This window comes from Microcoleus sp. MON1_C1, assembly GCF_036701945.1.
In the GTDB taxonomy this organism is placed as follows: Bacteria; Cyanobacteriota; Cyanobacteriia; order Cyanobacteriales; family Microcoleaceae; genus Microcoleus.
Genome location: NZ_JAUBRO010000023.1, coordinates 21,098 through 36,055 on the forward strand (window position 1 = coordinate 21,098; position 14,958 = coordinate 36,055).

Below are 14,958 nucleotides of genomic sequence, written 5' to 3' on the forward strand. Positions count from 1 at the left end.
ATAACTGAGTTGTGGTATTGTTTTATCTCATAATTTTAAACTCAATATTGCGGCGGACACATCTATCTAAATAGCTATAATTAATTATTAAGTCAGCATAAAATTATACCTTTGGCATTAAACTAAGTAAGTGGTTACAAATAAACATTAGATGGGGAGGGCGCGTGAGTACAGCAAGAAACTGCCTGAGAGTAAAGGTACTCGATCAACCCGTCCCTACAAGATATTATGGTTTTTTCATATCGCTCTACTTAGATATCAAATACAGAAATCAAGATTAATCGTGTCACCAGCAAACTCTCAAACAAAAACTCCCCTATTAGATGCTTTGCGCGATCGCACAAATCAGCCACACGCCCCATTTTATGCCCCCGGACACAAAGGCGGACAAGGAATCTCTCAACCCCTAATTGACTTATTCGGTGCGACAGTATTTCGATCGGATTTGCCGGAATTGCCGGAATTAGATAATCTCTTTAACCCAGAAGGTGCAATTGCCGAAGCTCAAGACTTAGCCGCCGAAGCTTTTGGAGCCCACTCAACTCGGTTTTTGGCTAACGGTTCAACTTGCGGAATTATCGCCGCCATCTTAGCAACTTGCAGCCCCGGCGATAAAATTATCTTGCCTCGAAATATCCACACCTCGGCGATTTCAGGTTTGATTTTATCCGGTGCAATTCCAATTTTTGTCAGTCCAGAGTACAACCCGAATTGGGATATTGCCAACAGCATCACCCCACAAGCCACAGCCGCAGCATTAGAACAACATCCCGACGCCAAAGCAGTAATGATAGTTTACCCAACCTATCACGGCGTCTGCGGGGATTTGCGGGCGATCGCCCAAATTACCCATCAATACAACATACCGTTATTAGTAGACGAAGCCCACGGCGCGCACTTTAACTTTCATCCAAACTTGCCAGAACCAGCACTATCAGCCGGCGCCGATTTAACAGTACAATCAATCCACAAAACCCTGGGTGCAATGACACAAGCATCGATGCTGCACGTCAAGGGATCTCGCATAGATATCCAAAAATTAAATAGAGCATTGCAGTTAGTACAATCTACCAGTCCGAGTTACATACTATTAGCATCCCTAGACGCAGCCCGCCAACAAATCGCACTCCACGGCAAAGAGTTAATGGCGCAAACTTTACAGCTAGCAGAAAAAGCGCGATCGCGCATCAGTCAAATTCCAGGCTTATCTGTTTTAGAACCGTTAAATACACCTGGTTTTGCAGCATTAGACCGCACCAGGCTAACAGTAAAAGTATCAGATTTAGGAATCACAGGATTTGCAGCAGATGAAATTCTGCACTCTCAACTCGGCGTTACCGCAGAACTTCCCATGCCCCAACATCTAACATTTATTATCAGCTTGGGAAATACAGAATTAGATATTGACAATTTAGTTAAAGCTTGTACTTTTTTAGAAGCAAGAAGGAAGAAGGAAGAAGGAAGTTCGGCAACGGATTCTGTAACGGATGTAACAGATGTCAGCAAGAAGGAAGAAGGAAGAAAGAAGAAGTCCGAGAGAAGAAGTCCGATGTCCGATGGAAGATTTGCCCACTCTCCCACTCTCCCACTCTCCCCCTCTCCCCCTCTCCTTTCCCCCCGCGAGGCCTTCTTTTTCCCAGCGGAAACCGTACCAGCAGACAAAGCAGTCGATCGACTCAGCGCCGAACTCATCTGTCCCTATCCCCCAGGGATACCAGTCTTGATGCCTGGTGAAATCATTACCCCAGCAGCCGTTGACTACCTGCAACAAATCCTTGCCGCCGGCGGCAAAATCACAGGTTGTAGCGATAGAAACCTCCAAACTCTCAAGGTTGTGCGACAGTAAATATTAAGGCTTGGGGGAAATTGGCAGAATTTCTACTAATTCTTCCACGAGTTCCAACTGCCGTCTTGCTTCAATCAAAAATCAAAAATATAACTATGCTTTGGCCCTACGTCACTCCAGGCATCCCGGATGACTTATTTGAACGTTTACCGGGAATTCCCATGAGTAAGCGAGAAGTCCGACTGCTGTTAATCTCCCACCTGCGCCTGCAAGCAGATTCAGTGGTGTGGGACATCGGTGCAGGTACTGGTACGATCGCCGTAGAAACAGGTTTGCTGTGTCCCAAAGGTCGGATTATTGCCGTCGAAAGGGACGAAGAAGTAGCAAGCTTGATTCGCAGAAATTGCGATCGATTCGAGCTCGACAACGTAGAAGTCATAGAAGGCAGTGCCCCGGAATGCCTGGAAAACCTGCCCCAACCCCCCCACCGAGTCTGCATCGAAGGAGGTCGCCCCATTAAAGCCATTCTCCAAGAAGTCTGGCGGTACTTGCAACCCCACGGTAGAGTGGTCGCCACAGCCTCGAATTTAGAAAATCTTTACGCCCTTTCCGAAGGCTTCGCCGAGTTACAAGTCCGCAACATCGAAGTAGTCCAGTCCGCCGTCAACCGCTTGGAGACTCGCGGCCTCAGTCAAACCTTTGCCGCCGTCAATCCCATATTTATTCTCAGCGGCGAAAAGCTCGATTAGAAGTTAGTTGACAGTTGAGAGTTGACAGTTGTTATTGGTTATTTGTTACCAATCCCCTTCCAGGGTCTGCCTCCAATGCCCCATGTCCCATGCTTTTAGCCCCTATGCCCATTCCTAAATGTAATTCTTAACCTTTTTTACGTTCAATTAACCTTCATACTTAGAATAAGGGCGACCCTAGCTGGATTGACCCCCTGAGTTGAGATTTTGGATCATCGCCAGTTGGGTATTGGGCTTGGCTGTGAGGGAGGAAAACGTACCCTAATAATCCTTACATCCTTGCATCCTTGCGTCGAATGACACCGCCCAAAAACGGATACAAGCCGCCGACAATCGTCGTGAGCCACCCAAAATTTTAGACCCTAGTTCAATCTCCCAGATTCATCTGTGGAGTAAATCTAGAATCTAAAATCTAAAATCTAAAATCTAAAATCTAAAATCGAATTACCCACCGCCGTCTGCAAGAGAAATTCATTTTATGCCTTGGTCTCGTATCCTGAGTGGAATAGTTGCGATCGCCCTTGCTTTGGGAATGATTATTATGGGGGGATGGTACTTCACCGTCGGCTTTGGAGTTATCGTCTACCTAGGTCAATTGGAATATTTTCAATTAGCCAGGGCTAAAGGCATTGCACCCGCTGCCAAAACTACCTTAGCTGTCAGTCAAGGGCTATTAATTACTGCCGCCCTAGCACCGGAACTCGTAGATGCCATGTTCCCCTTAGCGGGAACCTTAATCTGTTTCTACCTGTTATTCCAACCTAAATTATCGACGATCGCCGATATTGCCTCCTCAATTTTAGGATTGTTCTACGGCGGTTATTTGCCCAGCTATTGGATACGGCTGCGAGTCGGCCTCGACCCAGCCAATCTTGCTACAACTGGACTGGGGCAAGCAGTAGCAAGCAATTTGCCGGTTAACATTTACTCGCCGCCATCTTGGACAACTTCTAGCCATATATCTTTAGGATTAACTTCGCTGCTGCTGGCTTTCCTCTGCATCTGGGCCGCTGACATTGGGGCTTATTTTGTGGGCAAATTCTTCGGCCGCACTAGCCTGTCCCACATCAGCCCCAAAAAGACTGTTGAAGGTGCCGTATTTGGAGTTTGCGGCAGCATCGCCGTGGCCGTCGCTGGGTCTTGGTATTTAAACTGGCCGGGGTGGCCGTATACTGGGGCTGCTTTTGGTCTGTTGATTGGCGTTGCTAGCCTGTTGGGAGATTTAACTGAGTCGATGATGAAGCGAGACGCCGGTGTTAAGGATTCGGGACAGTTGATCCCCGGTCACGGCGGCATTCTCGATCGCACCGACAGTTATGTTTTTACCGCACCGTTAGTCTACTATTTTGTCACTTTACTGTTGCCGGCGATCGACTCTTACCTCATCGCCCGCTAATTGCCAATTGCGAATTGGTGTTTAACTCATGGAAGGCCGACCGCGTTGCGGGTCACGTAAGCGTTGCGATCCGCACCGAAAGCCCTCTCACGCACTCAAAACTTCTTCCCCCTTCCCGTTGCTCTTCCCCTCTAAGGCAAAACTCTAATTCCTCCCCGACAAACAATCTCCCCCGGACTCAAAATCAACTCTTCAATCTCAACTTCCGGCCCAAAATCAATTTTAAAACCATTGAAATCAGTGCTCTTTAATTCTCCATCCATTTCGATTTCTGGTTCTTCAAACATCAATTCGCGACCGCTGGCTATCCGCAAACCAGTCCGCAATACAAAAGGAATTTGCCTACCGCCAGCGCGCAAAATTGTCGCCGAAAGCGTCAACACACCCGCCTCAATTACAATTTGCGAATTTTTCAACTTCAGCAACTTTTCGCTATCTGTCAGCGGCAGCATAGGCAGCAAAAATTCGCTCAAAGCATCAGCAAGCAAAGGCGCTTTCAGTGACGCATTCAAATCCGCCTGACGAAGCCTCAAAACGCCTGTCACGGGAACGGATTCCAGGAGGCGCAGGGGTTGGCCTTTAAGAGCTTGACCGAGGTTGATGCGAATGCCACAGCCCTCTATGGCAACTTCAGTTAGGTGTAGTCCTTTATACACAGCACCGCTAGCAGCAGCCGTTACTTTGGGGATCGCACCGCGGAAGATTTGTCGATCGCTCCCCTCAATTTTCACCTTCAACTCATCCACCTGCTGAACTTGCGATCGCAGCCACAACTGCACCGCCGGAGACAGAACCGCGCTCGCGATCCGGCTGCCTTGACTCGGCGAAGGTTTCCTCGGCTCCTCGCCGAGATTAACAGTCCCACCAGAGCCAGCAGCGCCATCTTTATTGTCAAATTGAAGAGAGTTTCGATCGACAGTCATAAACAATTTCAGAATATAAACCTTAATATTCAAGCACAGAAATTTAACTAGAACTTGGACATCCGGCCTCAAAAACCCGGTTTCTGCACAGATAGACCGCTGTCAACCTCTGATTTTCCTTAGAAACCGGGTTGATGAACACAAGTCCGATTAACTCCAAAACCAAGCAGAAACCTGGGCTCGGCAACGCCAGAAGCAGAAAAATTCTCACCTTTTCCCCCTTGGGATATTGGGGTAATTCACGAGTTGTGCGATCCCGCTGAAAAATTCGCGATCGAGCGTATAAATTTAACCAGGAGTACGGGATTTATGGTAGTGTTGGTTTATGGTCGGGTCAGACCCAAACCTTTCAAACCGGCCGCAAACCAACGGTGCAAACCTGTGCCTGCCGCGAGTCTTTTCCTCGTAGTTTTTGCACAGCATTCAGGGTAATGCCATCAGGACAATCTGCACCGGGCACAAGGACAATCTGCACTCTTGGCGGGCGTCCTGTAATAATTGGTCAGCATTATAATTTATTCCCAAGCAGGAATTGAGCATTGCTAGTACGGTTAATCAATTAACCGTGTCGTGTTTCCTCCCCACCGTTGGCTCGTTGGGGATTTCCACACTCCCGTCATGTCTGATGAAAGGCTGCAAAAAATCCTCGCCCAGTGGGGCATTGCCTCTCGCCGTCTTGCAGAACAGATGATTGTAGCTGGACGAGTCCGAGTTAATGGCAATATTGTTCGCTTAGGAGAAAAAGCGAATCCCGATCGCGATCTCATCCAAGTCGATGGAGTCCCGGTGAAACCAACGGATCGACCCGCAAAGGTCTATCTGTTGCTCAACAAACCGGCAGGCGTAGTTTCTACTTGCAGCGATCCCAGGGCCCGATCGAAAGTTCTCGACTTGCTGCCACCCCAACTGCGCTCCGGTCAAGGCATCCACCCCGTAGGACGCTTAGATGCAGATTCCACCGGCGCCCTCTTGCTTACCAATGATGGTAAGCTGACATTTTGTTTGACCCACCCGCGTCACTCGATCGCCAAAACTTATCAGGTGTGGGTACGGGGCGATCCCCCGGAACGCATACTACAAACGTGGCGTCAGGGCATCATCTTGTCCGGCAGAAAAACTTTGCCCGCGAAAGTTAAAGTTATCGATCGCGCGCTTGACGAAACTCTGTTAGAAGTCATTCTATCAGAAGGCAGAAACCGCCAGATTCGGCGCACAGCCGAGCTGTTGGGATATCCCGTGGTGCGCCTGCACCGCACAGCCATTGGCCCGATTCAATTGCAGCGGCCCGGTTCGCCAATATTGCCACCAGGCTGCTGCCGACCCCTAGAAGATGCGGAAATTATTTATTTATGGAATCTAGTCAACCTAACATCAATAAGCGTGCCAGTAAATTCCCAGGAGCACAGCATATGACAAAGAATTTATTGTTTTTATTCTTCAAAACAACTAAGCAGAAACTGCACTCCCAAGAGCCAGAAACAGCTCAGAAGAAGAAGCTAGCGGAAATTGGAACTCAACTCCGTCAGTACCGCGAACAGCAGTCGATTTGTTTGGACAAAGTAGCCGTGGTAACAATGATTCGGCGGAATCTGCTACAAGCAATCGAGGACGGTCAACTAGACCAACTTCCCGAACCCGTCTACACTCAGGGTTTGATCAAGCGCTACGCTGAAGCAATGGGCTTGGACGGAACTCAGTTTGCCGAATTTTTTCCGATCGAACCGGCGCCCCGATCGAGAACCAAGCTATCCTGGCAAGATGGGCCTCAGTTGCGGCCGATGCACCTCTACCTCTTTTACACATTTCTAATTATCTGTTCGGTCAATGTCTTATCTCAGTTGATGAGCGGTTCTGTTACCGCAAAAAACGGTGCGGGAGCCGAAGAACTAGCGCTTGGGCAGCAAGAACAAGCCCGTTTAGCTGCTGAGGCATCGAGAGCCTCACAAAATCAGAAACCGGATAGTTACGAGGCTGTCGAAGCAGTAAGAACAGGTCAAAGTTTAGATAAATCTGGCAATAAACCAGTGATGGTTAACGTCACTTTTAAAGCAGAATCGTGGATGCAGGTTGAAGTCGATGGTAAAACAGAGTTTGAGGGAACTTTGCCTTCAGGGACTGTTCGCACCTGGGGGGCTCAAAAGCAATTGGTAGTAGTAGCAGGTAACGCTGGTGGGGTAATGGTTGCTGTTAATAACGGACAAGCCGAACAACTCGGAGCTCCTGGAGTCGCCAAAGAAGTTGTTTTTAAAGCAAACGAACTCAAGCCTTCAGCACCGCCAAAGAATGAAGGGTAAGTGTTAATTGGTAATTGTTAAGGGGTAATCGGGAATAGGTAATAGCTGGCAGTCCACAGCTTTTAATTAGAATGTCCGTCTTTATTGACTTCTTAGCCCTTACCCCTTACCCATTACCAACTGCCCCTTCTCCACTATCAATTTTTATTAGGAGCGCGCCCGGAGATGTAAGTCATGGTTTTGAGCCGATCGCGCACTTCCCAATTCAAAGCTTCAGGTCGATACCGCCAGCCCCAATTTCCCTCTGCTTTCCCAGGAAAATTCATCCGCGCGTCTGTATCCAAACCCAACAAGTCTTGATACGGCACAATTGCCATATTAGCTACCGACATCCAACCCATGCGGATTAAAGACCAGTGAATTCCTTGGGGATCGATGCAGCCCAAATAACGATAAACTTCCTCTCTTTGGTAGTCTTGGAGTTGATTGAACCATCCGACAGTAGTGTCGTTGTCGTGAGTGCCGGTGTAGACTACGCAGTTGCGATCGTAATTGAAAGGCCAAAAAGGATCCTCGGATCCAGCGCCGAAAGCAAACTGCAAAATCTTCATTCCCGGAAACTCGAACCGATCGCGCAAAGCTTCCACTTCAGGAGTAATTACCCCTAAATCCTCAGCGATAATCGGCAAGTTGCCAAACTTCTCATTAATTACATCCAACAAAGCTGTTCCCGGCGCTTTAATCCACTCTCCGTACATAGCAGTTTCTTGTCCGCGCTTCACCGCCCAGTAAGCCTCAAATCCTCGAAAGTGGTCGATCCGAGTCACGTCTACATAAGATAAAATCGCTTCAAAACGCTGCACCCACCACTCAAAATTATTTGCTTGCAACTTCTCCCAATTGTAGACGGGGTTGCCCCACAATTGACCTGTACTGCTGAAGTAATCCGGGGGAACTCCCGCCATTAAAGCTGCTTCTCCGGTGGCTTCATCCAAGCAAAATATTTCTGGATGAGACCATACATCCGCGCTGTCGTGAGCTACATAAATCGGAATATCCCCAATAATTTTAATGTCCCGCATATTAGCATAGCTTTTCAACTCCGTCCACTGGCGAAAAAACTCAAACTGGACGTATTTGTAGTAATAAATCTCAGCATTTAGCTGCTGGCGCCACTTCTCTAGGGACTGTGGTTCTCGACGGGCAATTTCTGGTTCCCAATTGTTCCAGCTAACACCGCCAAAGTGATCTTTTAGTGCCATAAATAAGGCGTAATCTTCCAGCCAATTCTCTTTGCTTTCGCAAAAACCTGAGAATTCTTTTTGCTGGATCGGGGATGCTTTGGCTTTGAAGTTTTCGCAAGCTTTTTTGAGCAAAGGCACTTTCACGGCGATCGCCCGCTCGAAGTCTACATAATCCAGCGGGAATTCTGGCAAATTAGCAAAGTCTTCATCTGCGAGCAATTGCTCGTCCCGCAGCAGTTCTGGGTTAATTAGCAGGGGATTTCCCGCCATTGCTGAATAGCACGAATAAGGAGAATTGCCGTATCCTGTGGGGCCCAGCGGCAATAGCTGCCAGTATTGCTGGTCGCTCTCTACTAAAAAGTCAATAAAGCGATATGCTTCTATTCCCATGTCCCCAATGCCAAATCGACTGGGAAAGGATGTGGGGTGGAGTAGTATGCCGCTCGATCGGGGAAAAAGCATAATCTATCTAAAGATATAGGAATATAACATTGACAATTTGACCTATCTTCCCTACCCGTTAAACTTCGCAGTTTTTAGGGCGATTGTCAGGGCAAATACTTTTGTGATTGTCTCATATTTTCTGCGATAACGTGCTTACCAAATATTTTTATTGGAGTCTACTCAGGAGTTATGACTAGAGTTCAAAACATTACAATCCGGAGTTACGCGATCGCCCTGCTTTCACAGCTAGGTTTTTTTACCCAGGATCGTTTGCTGGAACAAAGTATTTTGCTTGAGCGCACCCGGTTTCTGCTTAATTTTTAAATTTAACTTCTCTTTTCTTTTCGCCCCATCTCTCTGCAGTGGTAAATTGCCCGCCACAAATCAGCCATCACTTAAGCAGAGCCAATGCACAAATCAGCCGGCTGTTTTTGTATCTCAAAAAACAGTCGGCTGAGGAATTACCTGAAAAGAGGCTGAGTTTAAGCTTGCTTGTTCAAAAATTTCTGCACTTGTTTGAGAGCTATACTGCCGATGTTGTAGGCAGCCCAGCCGCCCGCCAACAATACGGGCATCAATACTATTAGTATGCGGAAGTCAAAATCCATGAGTTCTCCTCCTAAAGTTTTTTAACAAATTCTCATAATCTATTTGTATCTCATTTTGTCGCCATTCTCCTGACTCTTTAACCAAATATTGTCGGCTTTAAAAGTTCCTCCGCCGCTAGCAGCCGGATACGCAGGAGGACATCGCTCCGCAAGAATTGAGAGCGAAAGTGAAACTCCTGGGCGGGCGATCGACATTCGCTGCACAAATTATCTCACAATGTGTTTCGCAATCCCTTCCACAACCTTTGTTAGAGGGTCGTTAGGGAAGTGCAGCGCAAACACTCCCTTGCTGGCGAGCAGCATCATCTGGTCGCTGTGGGGCAGTACCCCTGCCACTGGGATGTTGTAAATACTCTCTACTTGCTGCTTCAAATCCTCGAAATCCAGGGATTCTGGGGCTTTATTGATCGTCATCAAAATCTTGGGAACTTCTAATTTGCGGGCCACATCTACCGTGACAGCCGTTCCCTGAAAATCTTGCTGATCCGGACGCAGAATCAGCAGCAGGATGTCGGAAATGGTGATGCTGAGGAGGGTTTCTTCGTTGAGCCCCGGGTGCGTGTCTATAAACAGGTAGTCTAAGTTCAAAACCTCGATCAGTTCTTGAAAGCCGTCGGTAAGCAGTCCCACATCGTAGCCTTCCCGCAAAACTCGCGCTATCTCCCCTGCTTTAATGCTCGAAGGAATCAGGTAAAGGTTGCCGTTACTGGTTAATTTTGGCAGCAGCGAACTCACATTGTAGGCCGTATCCGCGATCGGACACCGGCCCCACAGGTAATCGTTCAGGCAGTGATCCATGTTGCTCTCGCTGAAACCGAACAGCACGTGAATCCCCGGTGATTGAATGTCTGTGTCCACAATGGCGACCCGATTTCCGTCGCGAGCGATAATAGATGCCAGGTTTGCTGTCGTGTTCGATTTGCCAGTTCCGCCCCGGTAAGAGTGGACAGAGATGATTTTGGACATGATCTGCGTATGAGGGTAAGAAACTGCGAGAACCCATTATGATGCAATTCTCGATGATGCAGGCGAGTTGTCTGTCATTCTTCCTTGCCCCCCAAATCCTCCTTGTCAGTTAAACTATCAATTTTTTCATCTTTTATGCTCTTTTGTGCGCCCCTGCGCTGCCGCATCTGTTTGGCTTTGGCTTGCAAATCGCTGAACTCGTCATCCGGTTTGGTTTCGGCTGAACTAGCACCGCCGCCCGCATCGATCGCACCCGTTTGAGAGCCGCTTTCCGATTCAGTCACGGGGGCGCGCTGCTTCTGCTGTTTGGCTTTTTCCTGCAACTGAGCTAGGTATTCGTCTGTCTGACTTTCGGCCTTGGGAAGCTCTGGGGTACTTGCTGTTATTTCTTGGGGTTCCGAAGGTACTTTTTCAGAGGTTTCTTGTTTGCTAATTCTCAGTTTATCTTTCTTTTGCTGCAATTCTTTAAAGAAATCAGATTCTGTGATTTCTGCGACTTGCTGTTCTTTTTTGGCTTGGTCTATTTCGATTTTGAAGACTTGTTTTACTCGATCGCTAATTGCTTTCCCGTATCCGGCTTTATTAAATCTCTCTGCTGATACAATGCTACCGCCAGTTAAGATTAATGCTAAGGCTGGCGCTGCCACAGGCACCCACCCTCCCAACAGAAAAATCCCAAAGCCGATGGCGCAACACCCGGACAGCAGTGCTCCGAATGTCACTGTCAATTTCGCTGGGTGAGCCATCCGCGATGCCAACGTTCCTCCGACAATTGACCATCCCGAAATCCACAGGATTTCTGCCCATTCCGGCCAAAACCATAACATCGGTCTGTTGTCTAAAACTGCACTCAAAATTTGGCTGACTACTTGTGCGTGTGCCACGATACCAGGCATGAATTGGTTGCTTTTCTGTCGCCCACTGTAAGGAGTATAAAAGAAATCTTTAACGGTTTCTGTGGTATAACCGATGAGCACTATTTTATCTTTAACTAAATTTGGGTCAACTTTCCCCTCTAAAACATCCGTAATTCTGACTTGGTTGGCAACTTGCCGCCTGGAACGATAGTTAATTAATATTTGATATCCCCTGACCTCGGTATTTGTGTATCCTCCGTCATTGCTTGCTAGTTGTTTTAATTGGGTTTTTCCCAGCCATAAAGATTGATCTGGTGCCATTTCGGGAGAAATTTTTTGCCCTTGCAGGTAGTGGAGTGCTATCTGGAGGTTGAATGAAGCTAAAACTTGAGAGTCGTCATTGCAAAGATGTTTGTCTACCGAGGATTTGCCCTCAATTGTCGGTGGTTTCATAAATAATAAAGCCTTGCGGAGTATGCCACCCGCATCGACTCCGAAATCTGCAAATCCCACCCGGTTTTCTGCCAGCCCCGGCGCAGGCGGAGAACCAGGATTGTCCGGGCTTCCGTCGGTAACTAAACATACCCCGATAATGCGATCGCTTTTTTGTAAAATTTTAGTTAATTCCTGGCGCCCGTCTCCTAAAGGTACGTCTCGCAGTACATCTAAACCGATGACTGCCGGCTGCATTTTTTCTAGTTTTTGTAATATTTCAGCTATTTTGCGATCGGATATCGGCCACTGTTTCAGTTTCTGAATGTCTGCTTCGGTAATCCCCACAACTAGCAAACGCGAGTCTGGCTTTTCATCGGGACGCCACCTCACCATTTGGTCGTAAGCGCTTAATTCTATTGGTTCGAGTATTCCTAGCTGTCTGGCGCCCATCAAGGATAATGTTACTGCCGCGCTGGCAATTAATACAGACTTAGCCAATGCTAGTGATGGTTTATACAGTTGACTCAATTGAGCCGCTGCCAATCGAATTTTGTTAGATATTTTACTCATAGAAACCTCACGGTAGATTGGAAACCCAGTGGCTTTAGCCGTGGCAGGAAAAGGGACACGGGGTACTTGAGTGTCCCGTCAATACTCTTAAAATCCATAGTTATACCCATCCTTTTGATGAATAGAAAAACAATATTTGTGATTGATTCCTTGAATTAATCCCTGGACTGCTGACACATTAAAACTACCAGATGAGCGAACAGCGACCCTACCTGTATAAGTTCCAACCTTCTTGCCCGAAGTAACAACGGCTTTTACAATGTCGCCTGTCTGGAAACCCTTGACAAACTTGAATCTAGGAACATACCGAGAAGGAAGCCCAAACTTATCTGTGCGACACATCTGCCTTGAACCATGCCCCGTCGCTTTGATGTTTAGGGGCTGATTTGTTAGTACAGAAATAGAGGGCGTATCACCAACGCAAGCAGCATCAAAGAAGTGGGTTTTTGGTAATTCCAACCGTATGCGGTTGAATTTGGTTAACCCACCTGAACCCGTGGCAATTACTTTACCTGTTTCTTTTAGGCGATTAAACAATGTCCATCGAGTTGAATTGACAGCAGAGGCATCTTTTAATGGGCGCTTGGCTTGTGCCAAGATTTTCTTCAAAATATCAGTTTTTTTTGCTAGGAATATCTTGATATCCTGAGTACCTTTCTTGGTATTGCAAGGCTCACAAGCTAAACACAAATTAGATACCCTGTTAGTTCCCCCCGATGCTCTAGGCTGAATATGCTCGACCTGTAGCGGTACGTTTTCTGCACTACAATAAGCGCATCGTCTGTCCCATTTATTGAGTAGATACTCACGGACTTCGTAACCAGCTAATACACCCTGCTGGTACTCGACACCTGAAATCTCTGGATTTTCTATCTGCTCTAGATCGAATCTGACTAATTCTTGAAAGATTGTTCTGACTGGTGCAAGTCTTGATAATCTTTTGACCCAAGTTAAAGTTGTTTCTACACGGTGTCGAAGGCTAGGAGCCAACCAACCTTTGGGACGTGTCCGGTTTAGAAATCTCGCTTGACGATACCTTGTGTGCCGACTTCTGCGACCGCGCCGTAGGGAACGACGTGAATCTAGCGATGCCTTAATTGCTTGACCGCGATGGGTTAATTCAGCTACCCAAATTAGATCAGAACCTAAAAGTATAGCTAATCCAGTAACTTTTGAACCGGGGTCAATTTTTAAGATCGTGGCTGGCGGATCGTCAGCTACCTCCTTCCTCAAAATTATTGTGAAAGGGTACATCCTGAAAACTTTAGCTTTACCAACCTTTAACAGTTTACGTGCTAATGATGGTTTGCATGGTGTTAGTTGTTTGTGTTTGGTATCTAGAACAAAGACGTAGTTGGGTTTTAGGATAGACATTGTTGTGTCTCTTCGATTTCTCGTAATGTTAGCTTCGCCAAAGTTTTGAGGGCTTGTTAGGTTTGCAGCACTGTTTCAGTGACCTTAAAACTGTTTAACTGCAAACGACAGAGCAGGAGACTAGCTACGCATCCACTGGTGTCGTAACCCCCGAAACGGAGTTAATTAAAACTTAGGCTGGTAAGCACGGCTTCAGTTTGTTTGCTGAAGCCTCGTGTCTTTAGACCGGGGTTGCTTACTATCCGAGCATAAAAGTTTGACTCGTTTCTGGAACAGCAGTTGTTTCACATTGCCCGCCTGCTGGAGACTTCCTCCATCTTAGAACACTCGGAAACTCCGACCGCTTTGTTACAAAAATTTACAGTACGTGGCGAGCAAATGTATACAATGATACTTGCGATCTAGGCAAGCTGATGTTTGCGACAGAGAATCGACTTGCCGCCCGAATTAATTAATGTTATTGATGATATGTCAAGGTTTAAATTGTGTATCTGCGCCCTCGACTAGCAACTCAAAAATATTTGTCGCCATCAGCGAATGCCTGTGTTTGCAATTATAGTGAAAGGTACAACAAAATGAAAGGTTTTCTACATCGGGCTAAACTTGCGGTCGCCGTATCTGCGATCGCAGCTACCCTACCCAGTTCACTTGCACCGATGCGCGCACAATCCCAGCCGCTTCTGCTGAGTCAAAATGTTAATTTCAAGCCTCCCAACGTAACAGCCCCCGCCAACCGACAAGGAGGGACACATCGCGGCAGCAAGCTTTGTCCAGCGGGTTTATCTATTACTCCTTTAGTGCCTCCAACTAATATCGGTTTAACCCTAACAGATTCTCCCACAATTTTTGTCTATATTCCTAACACCTCACCCGAAATAGAGTTTACTTTGCTCAACGAAAAGGAGGACAAAGTGGTCTACGAAAAAACCTTTAAAGTTGACAAATCCGGGATTGTTGGAGTTCGTATTCCTGCTAGCGTGGACAACAACAAATCCCTTGAAGTTGGCAAGCGATACGTATGGTCGTTTTCGATGGTTTGCGACCCCGAAGACCGATCGGCGGATGTAGTTGTTAAAGGGTTCGTGCAGCGAATTGAACCCGAGGCAACTCTCAAGAGTGATTTGGCAAATCCCGACCCGATGACCAGGCTCAACGTTTATGCTCAAAATGGGATTTGGTACGAAACTCTCGCTACTTTAGCCCAAATGCGGCGCCAGAAACCGGGGGATGCGAGGCTGACAGCAAAGTGGACCCAATTGTTGCAGTCCCAAGGACTGGAATCAGTTGCAGCTCAACCGCTGGTTGGGCCTCTTTAAATCTCGATATTTCTTGAAGTTTGGTCGGTCTTCCCATGGCGATGTGAAAATTGACC

The 14,958-nt window shown here is 47.2% G+C and carries 12 protein-coding genes; 6 read left to right on the forward strand and 6 right to left on the reverse strand.

The features are described 5' to 3' along the window. The first annotated feature begins 283 nt into the window (after positions 1-283). The 3 genes from QUA62_RS14785 to QUA62_RS14795 all read left to right on the forward strand — a co-directional run bounded on the left by QUA62_RS14785 (position 284) and on the right by QUA62_RS14795 (position 3,931). A complete protein-coding gene (locus tag QUA62_RS14785) occupies positions 284-1,846 on the forward strand; it encodes an aminotransferase class I/II-fold pyridoxal phosphate-dependent enzyme (protein ID WP_333404983.1) in 1,563 nt (520 codons plus the stop codon). Positions 1,847-1,941: 95 nt separating this feature from the next. After that, positions 1,942-2,535 (forward strand): precorrin-6Y C5,15-methyltransferase subunit CbiT, encoded by a 594-nt coding sequence (cbiT, locus tag QUA62_RS14790; protein WP_190659397.1) that lies wholly within the window; start codon positions 1,942-1,944, stop codon positions 2,533-2,535. A 478-nt stretch (positions 2,536-3,013) separates the two neighbouring features. Beyond that, on the forward strand, positions 3,014-3,931 hold the full coding sequence (locus QUA62_RS14795; RefSeq protein WP_333404985.1) for a phosphatidate cytidylyltransferase: 918 nt from the start codon (positions 3,014-3,016) through the stop codon (positions 3,929-3,931). 131 nt (positions 3,932-4,062) lie between these two features. Here QUA62_RS14795 and QUA62_RS14800 read toward each other — a convergent pair whose 3' ends face one another. Beyond that, positions 4,063-4,854, reverse strand: coding sequence for a DUF2993 domain-containing protein (locus QUA62_RS14800; RefSeq protein ID WP_333404986.1), 792 nt, complete (start codon positions 4,852-4,854; stop codon positions 4,063-4,065). 618 nt (positions 4,855-5,472) lie between these two features. On the opposite strand from QUA62_RS14800, the gene QUA62_RS14805 reads away from it, so the two are divergent. Next, positions 5,473-6,267, forward strand: a complete 795-nt coding sequence (locus QUA62_RS14805; RefSeq protein ID WP_333286035.1) for a pseudouridine synthase — start codon at positions 5,473-5,475, stop codon at positions 6,265-6,267. Beyond that, complete coding sequence (locus QUA62_RS14810; RefSeq protein ID WP_333404988.1) at positions 6,264-7,148, forward strand: RodZ domain-containing protein; 885 nt, start codon at positions 6,264-6,266, stop codon at positions 7,146-7,148. The genes QUA62_RS14805 and QUA62_RS14810 overlap by 4 nt, the downstream gene beginning before the upstream one ends. Positions 7,149-7,285: 137 nt before the next feature. On the opposite strand, the gene malQ is transcribed toward QUA62_RS14810, so the two are convergent. The 5 genes from malQ to iscB form a co-directional block, all read right to left on the reverse strand. Beyond that, complete coding sequence (gene malQ, locus QUA62_RS14815) at positions 7,286-8,794, reverse strand: 4-alpha-glucanotransferase (protein WP_333404990.1); 1,509 nt, start codon at positions 8,792-8,794, stop codon at positions 7,286-7,288. A gap of 464 nt (positions 8,795-9,258) precedes the next feature. Beyond that, positions 9,259-9,384 carry a photosystem II protein Y gene (locus QUA62_RS14820; RefSeq protein WP_006633094.1) on the reverse strand — a complete coding sequence of 42 codons (126 nt, stop codon included), beginning with the start codon at positions 9,382-9,384 and terminating at the stop codon, positions 9,259-9,261. A 207-nt stretch (positions 9,385-9,591) separates the two neighbouring features. After that, a complete protein-coding gene (locus QUA62_RS14825; RefSeq protein WP_190659384.1) occupies positions 9,592-10,350 on the reverse strand; it encodes a MinD/ParA family ATP-binding protein in 759 nt (252 codons plus the stop codon). 74 nt (positions 10,351-10,424) lie between these two features. Then, a complete protein-coding gene (locus QUA62_RS14830) occupies positions 10,425-12,212 on the reverse strand; it encodes a CHASE2 domain-containing protein (protein WP_333404992.1) in 1,788 nt (595 codons plus the stop codon). An 87-nt stretch (positions 12,213-12,299) separates the two neighbouring features. Then, positions 12,300-13,586: an RNA-guided endonuclease IscB gene (gene iscB / locus QUA62_RS14835; protein WP_333404994.1), complete on the reverse strand. Its 1,287-nt coding sequence runs from the start codon at positions 13,584-13,586 to the stop codon at positions 12,300-12,302. Positions 13,587-14,161: 575 nt separating this feature from the next. Between iscB and QUA62_RS14840 the strand changes: the two genes are divergently transcribed. Beyond that, complete coding sequence (locus tag QUA62_RS14840) at positions 14,162-14,902, forward strand: DUF928 domain-containing protein (RefSeq protein WP_333404996.1); 741 nt, start codon at positions 14,162-14,164, stop codon at positions 14,900-14,902. The last annotated feature ends 56 nt before the right edge of the window (positions 14,903-14,958 follow it).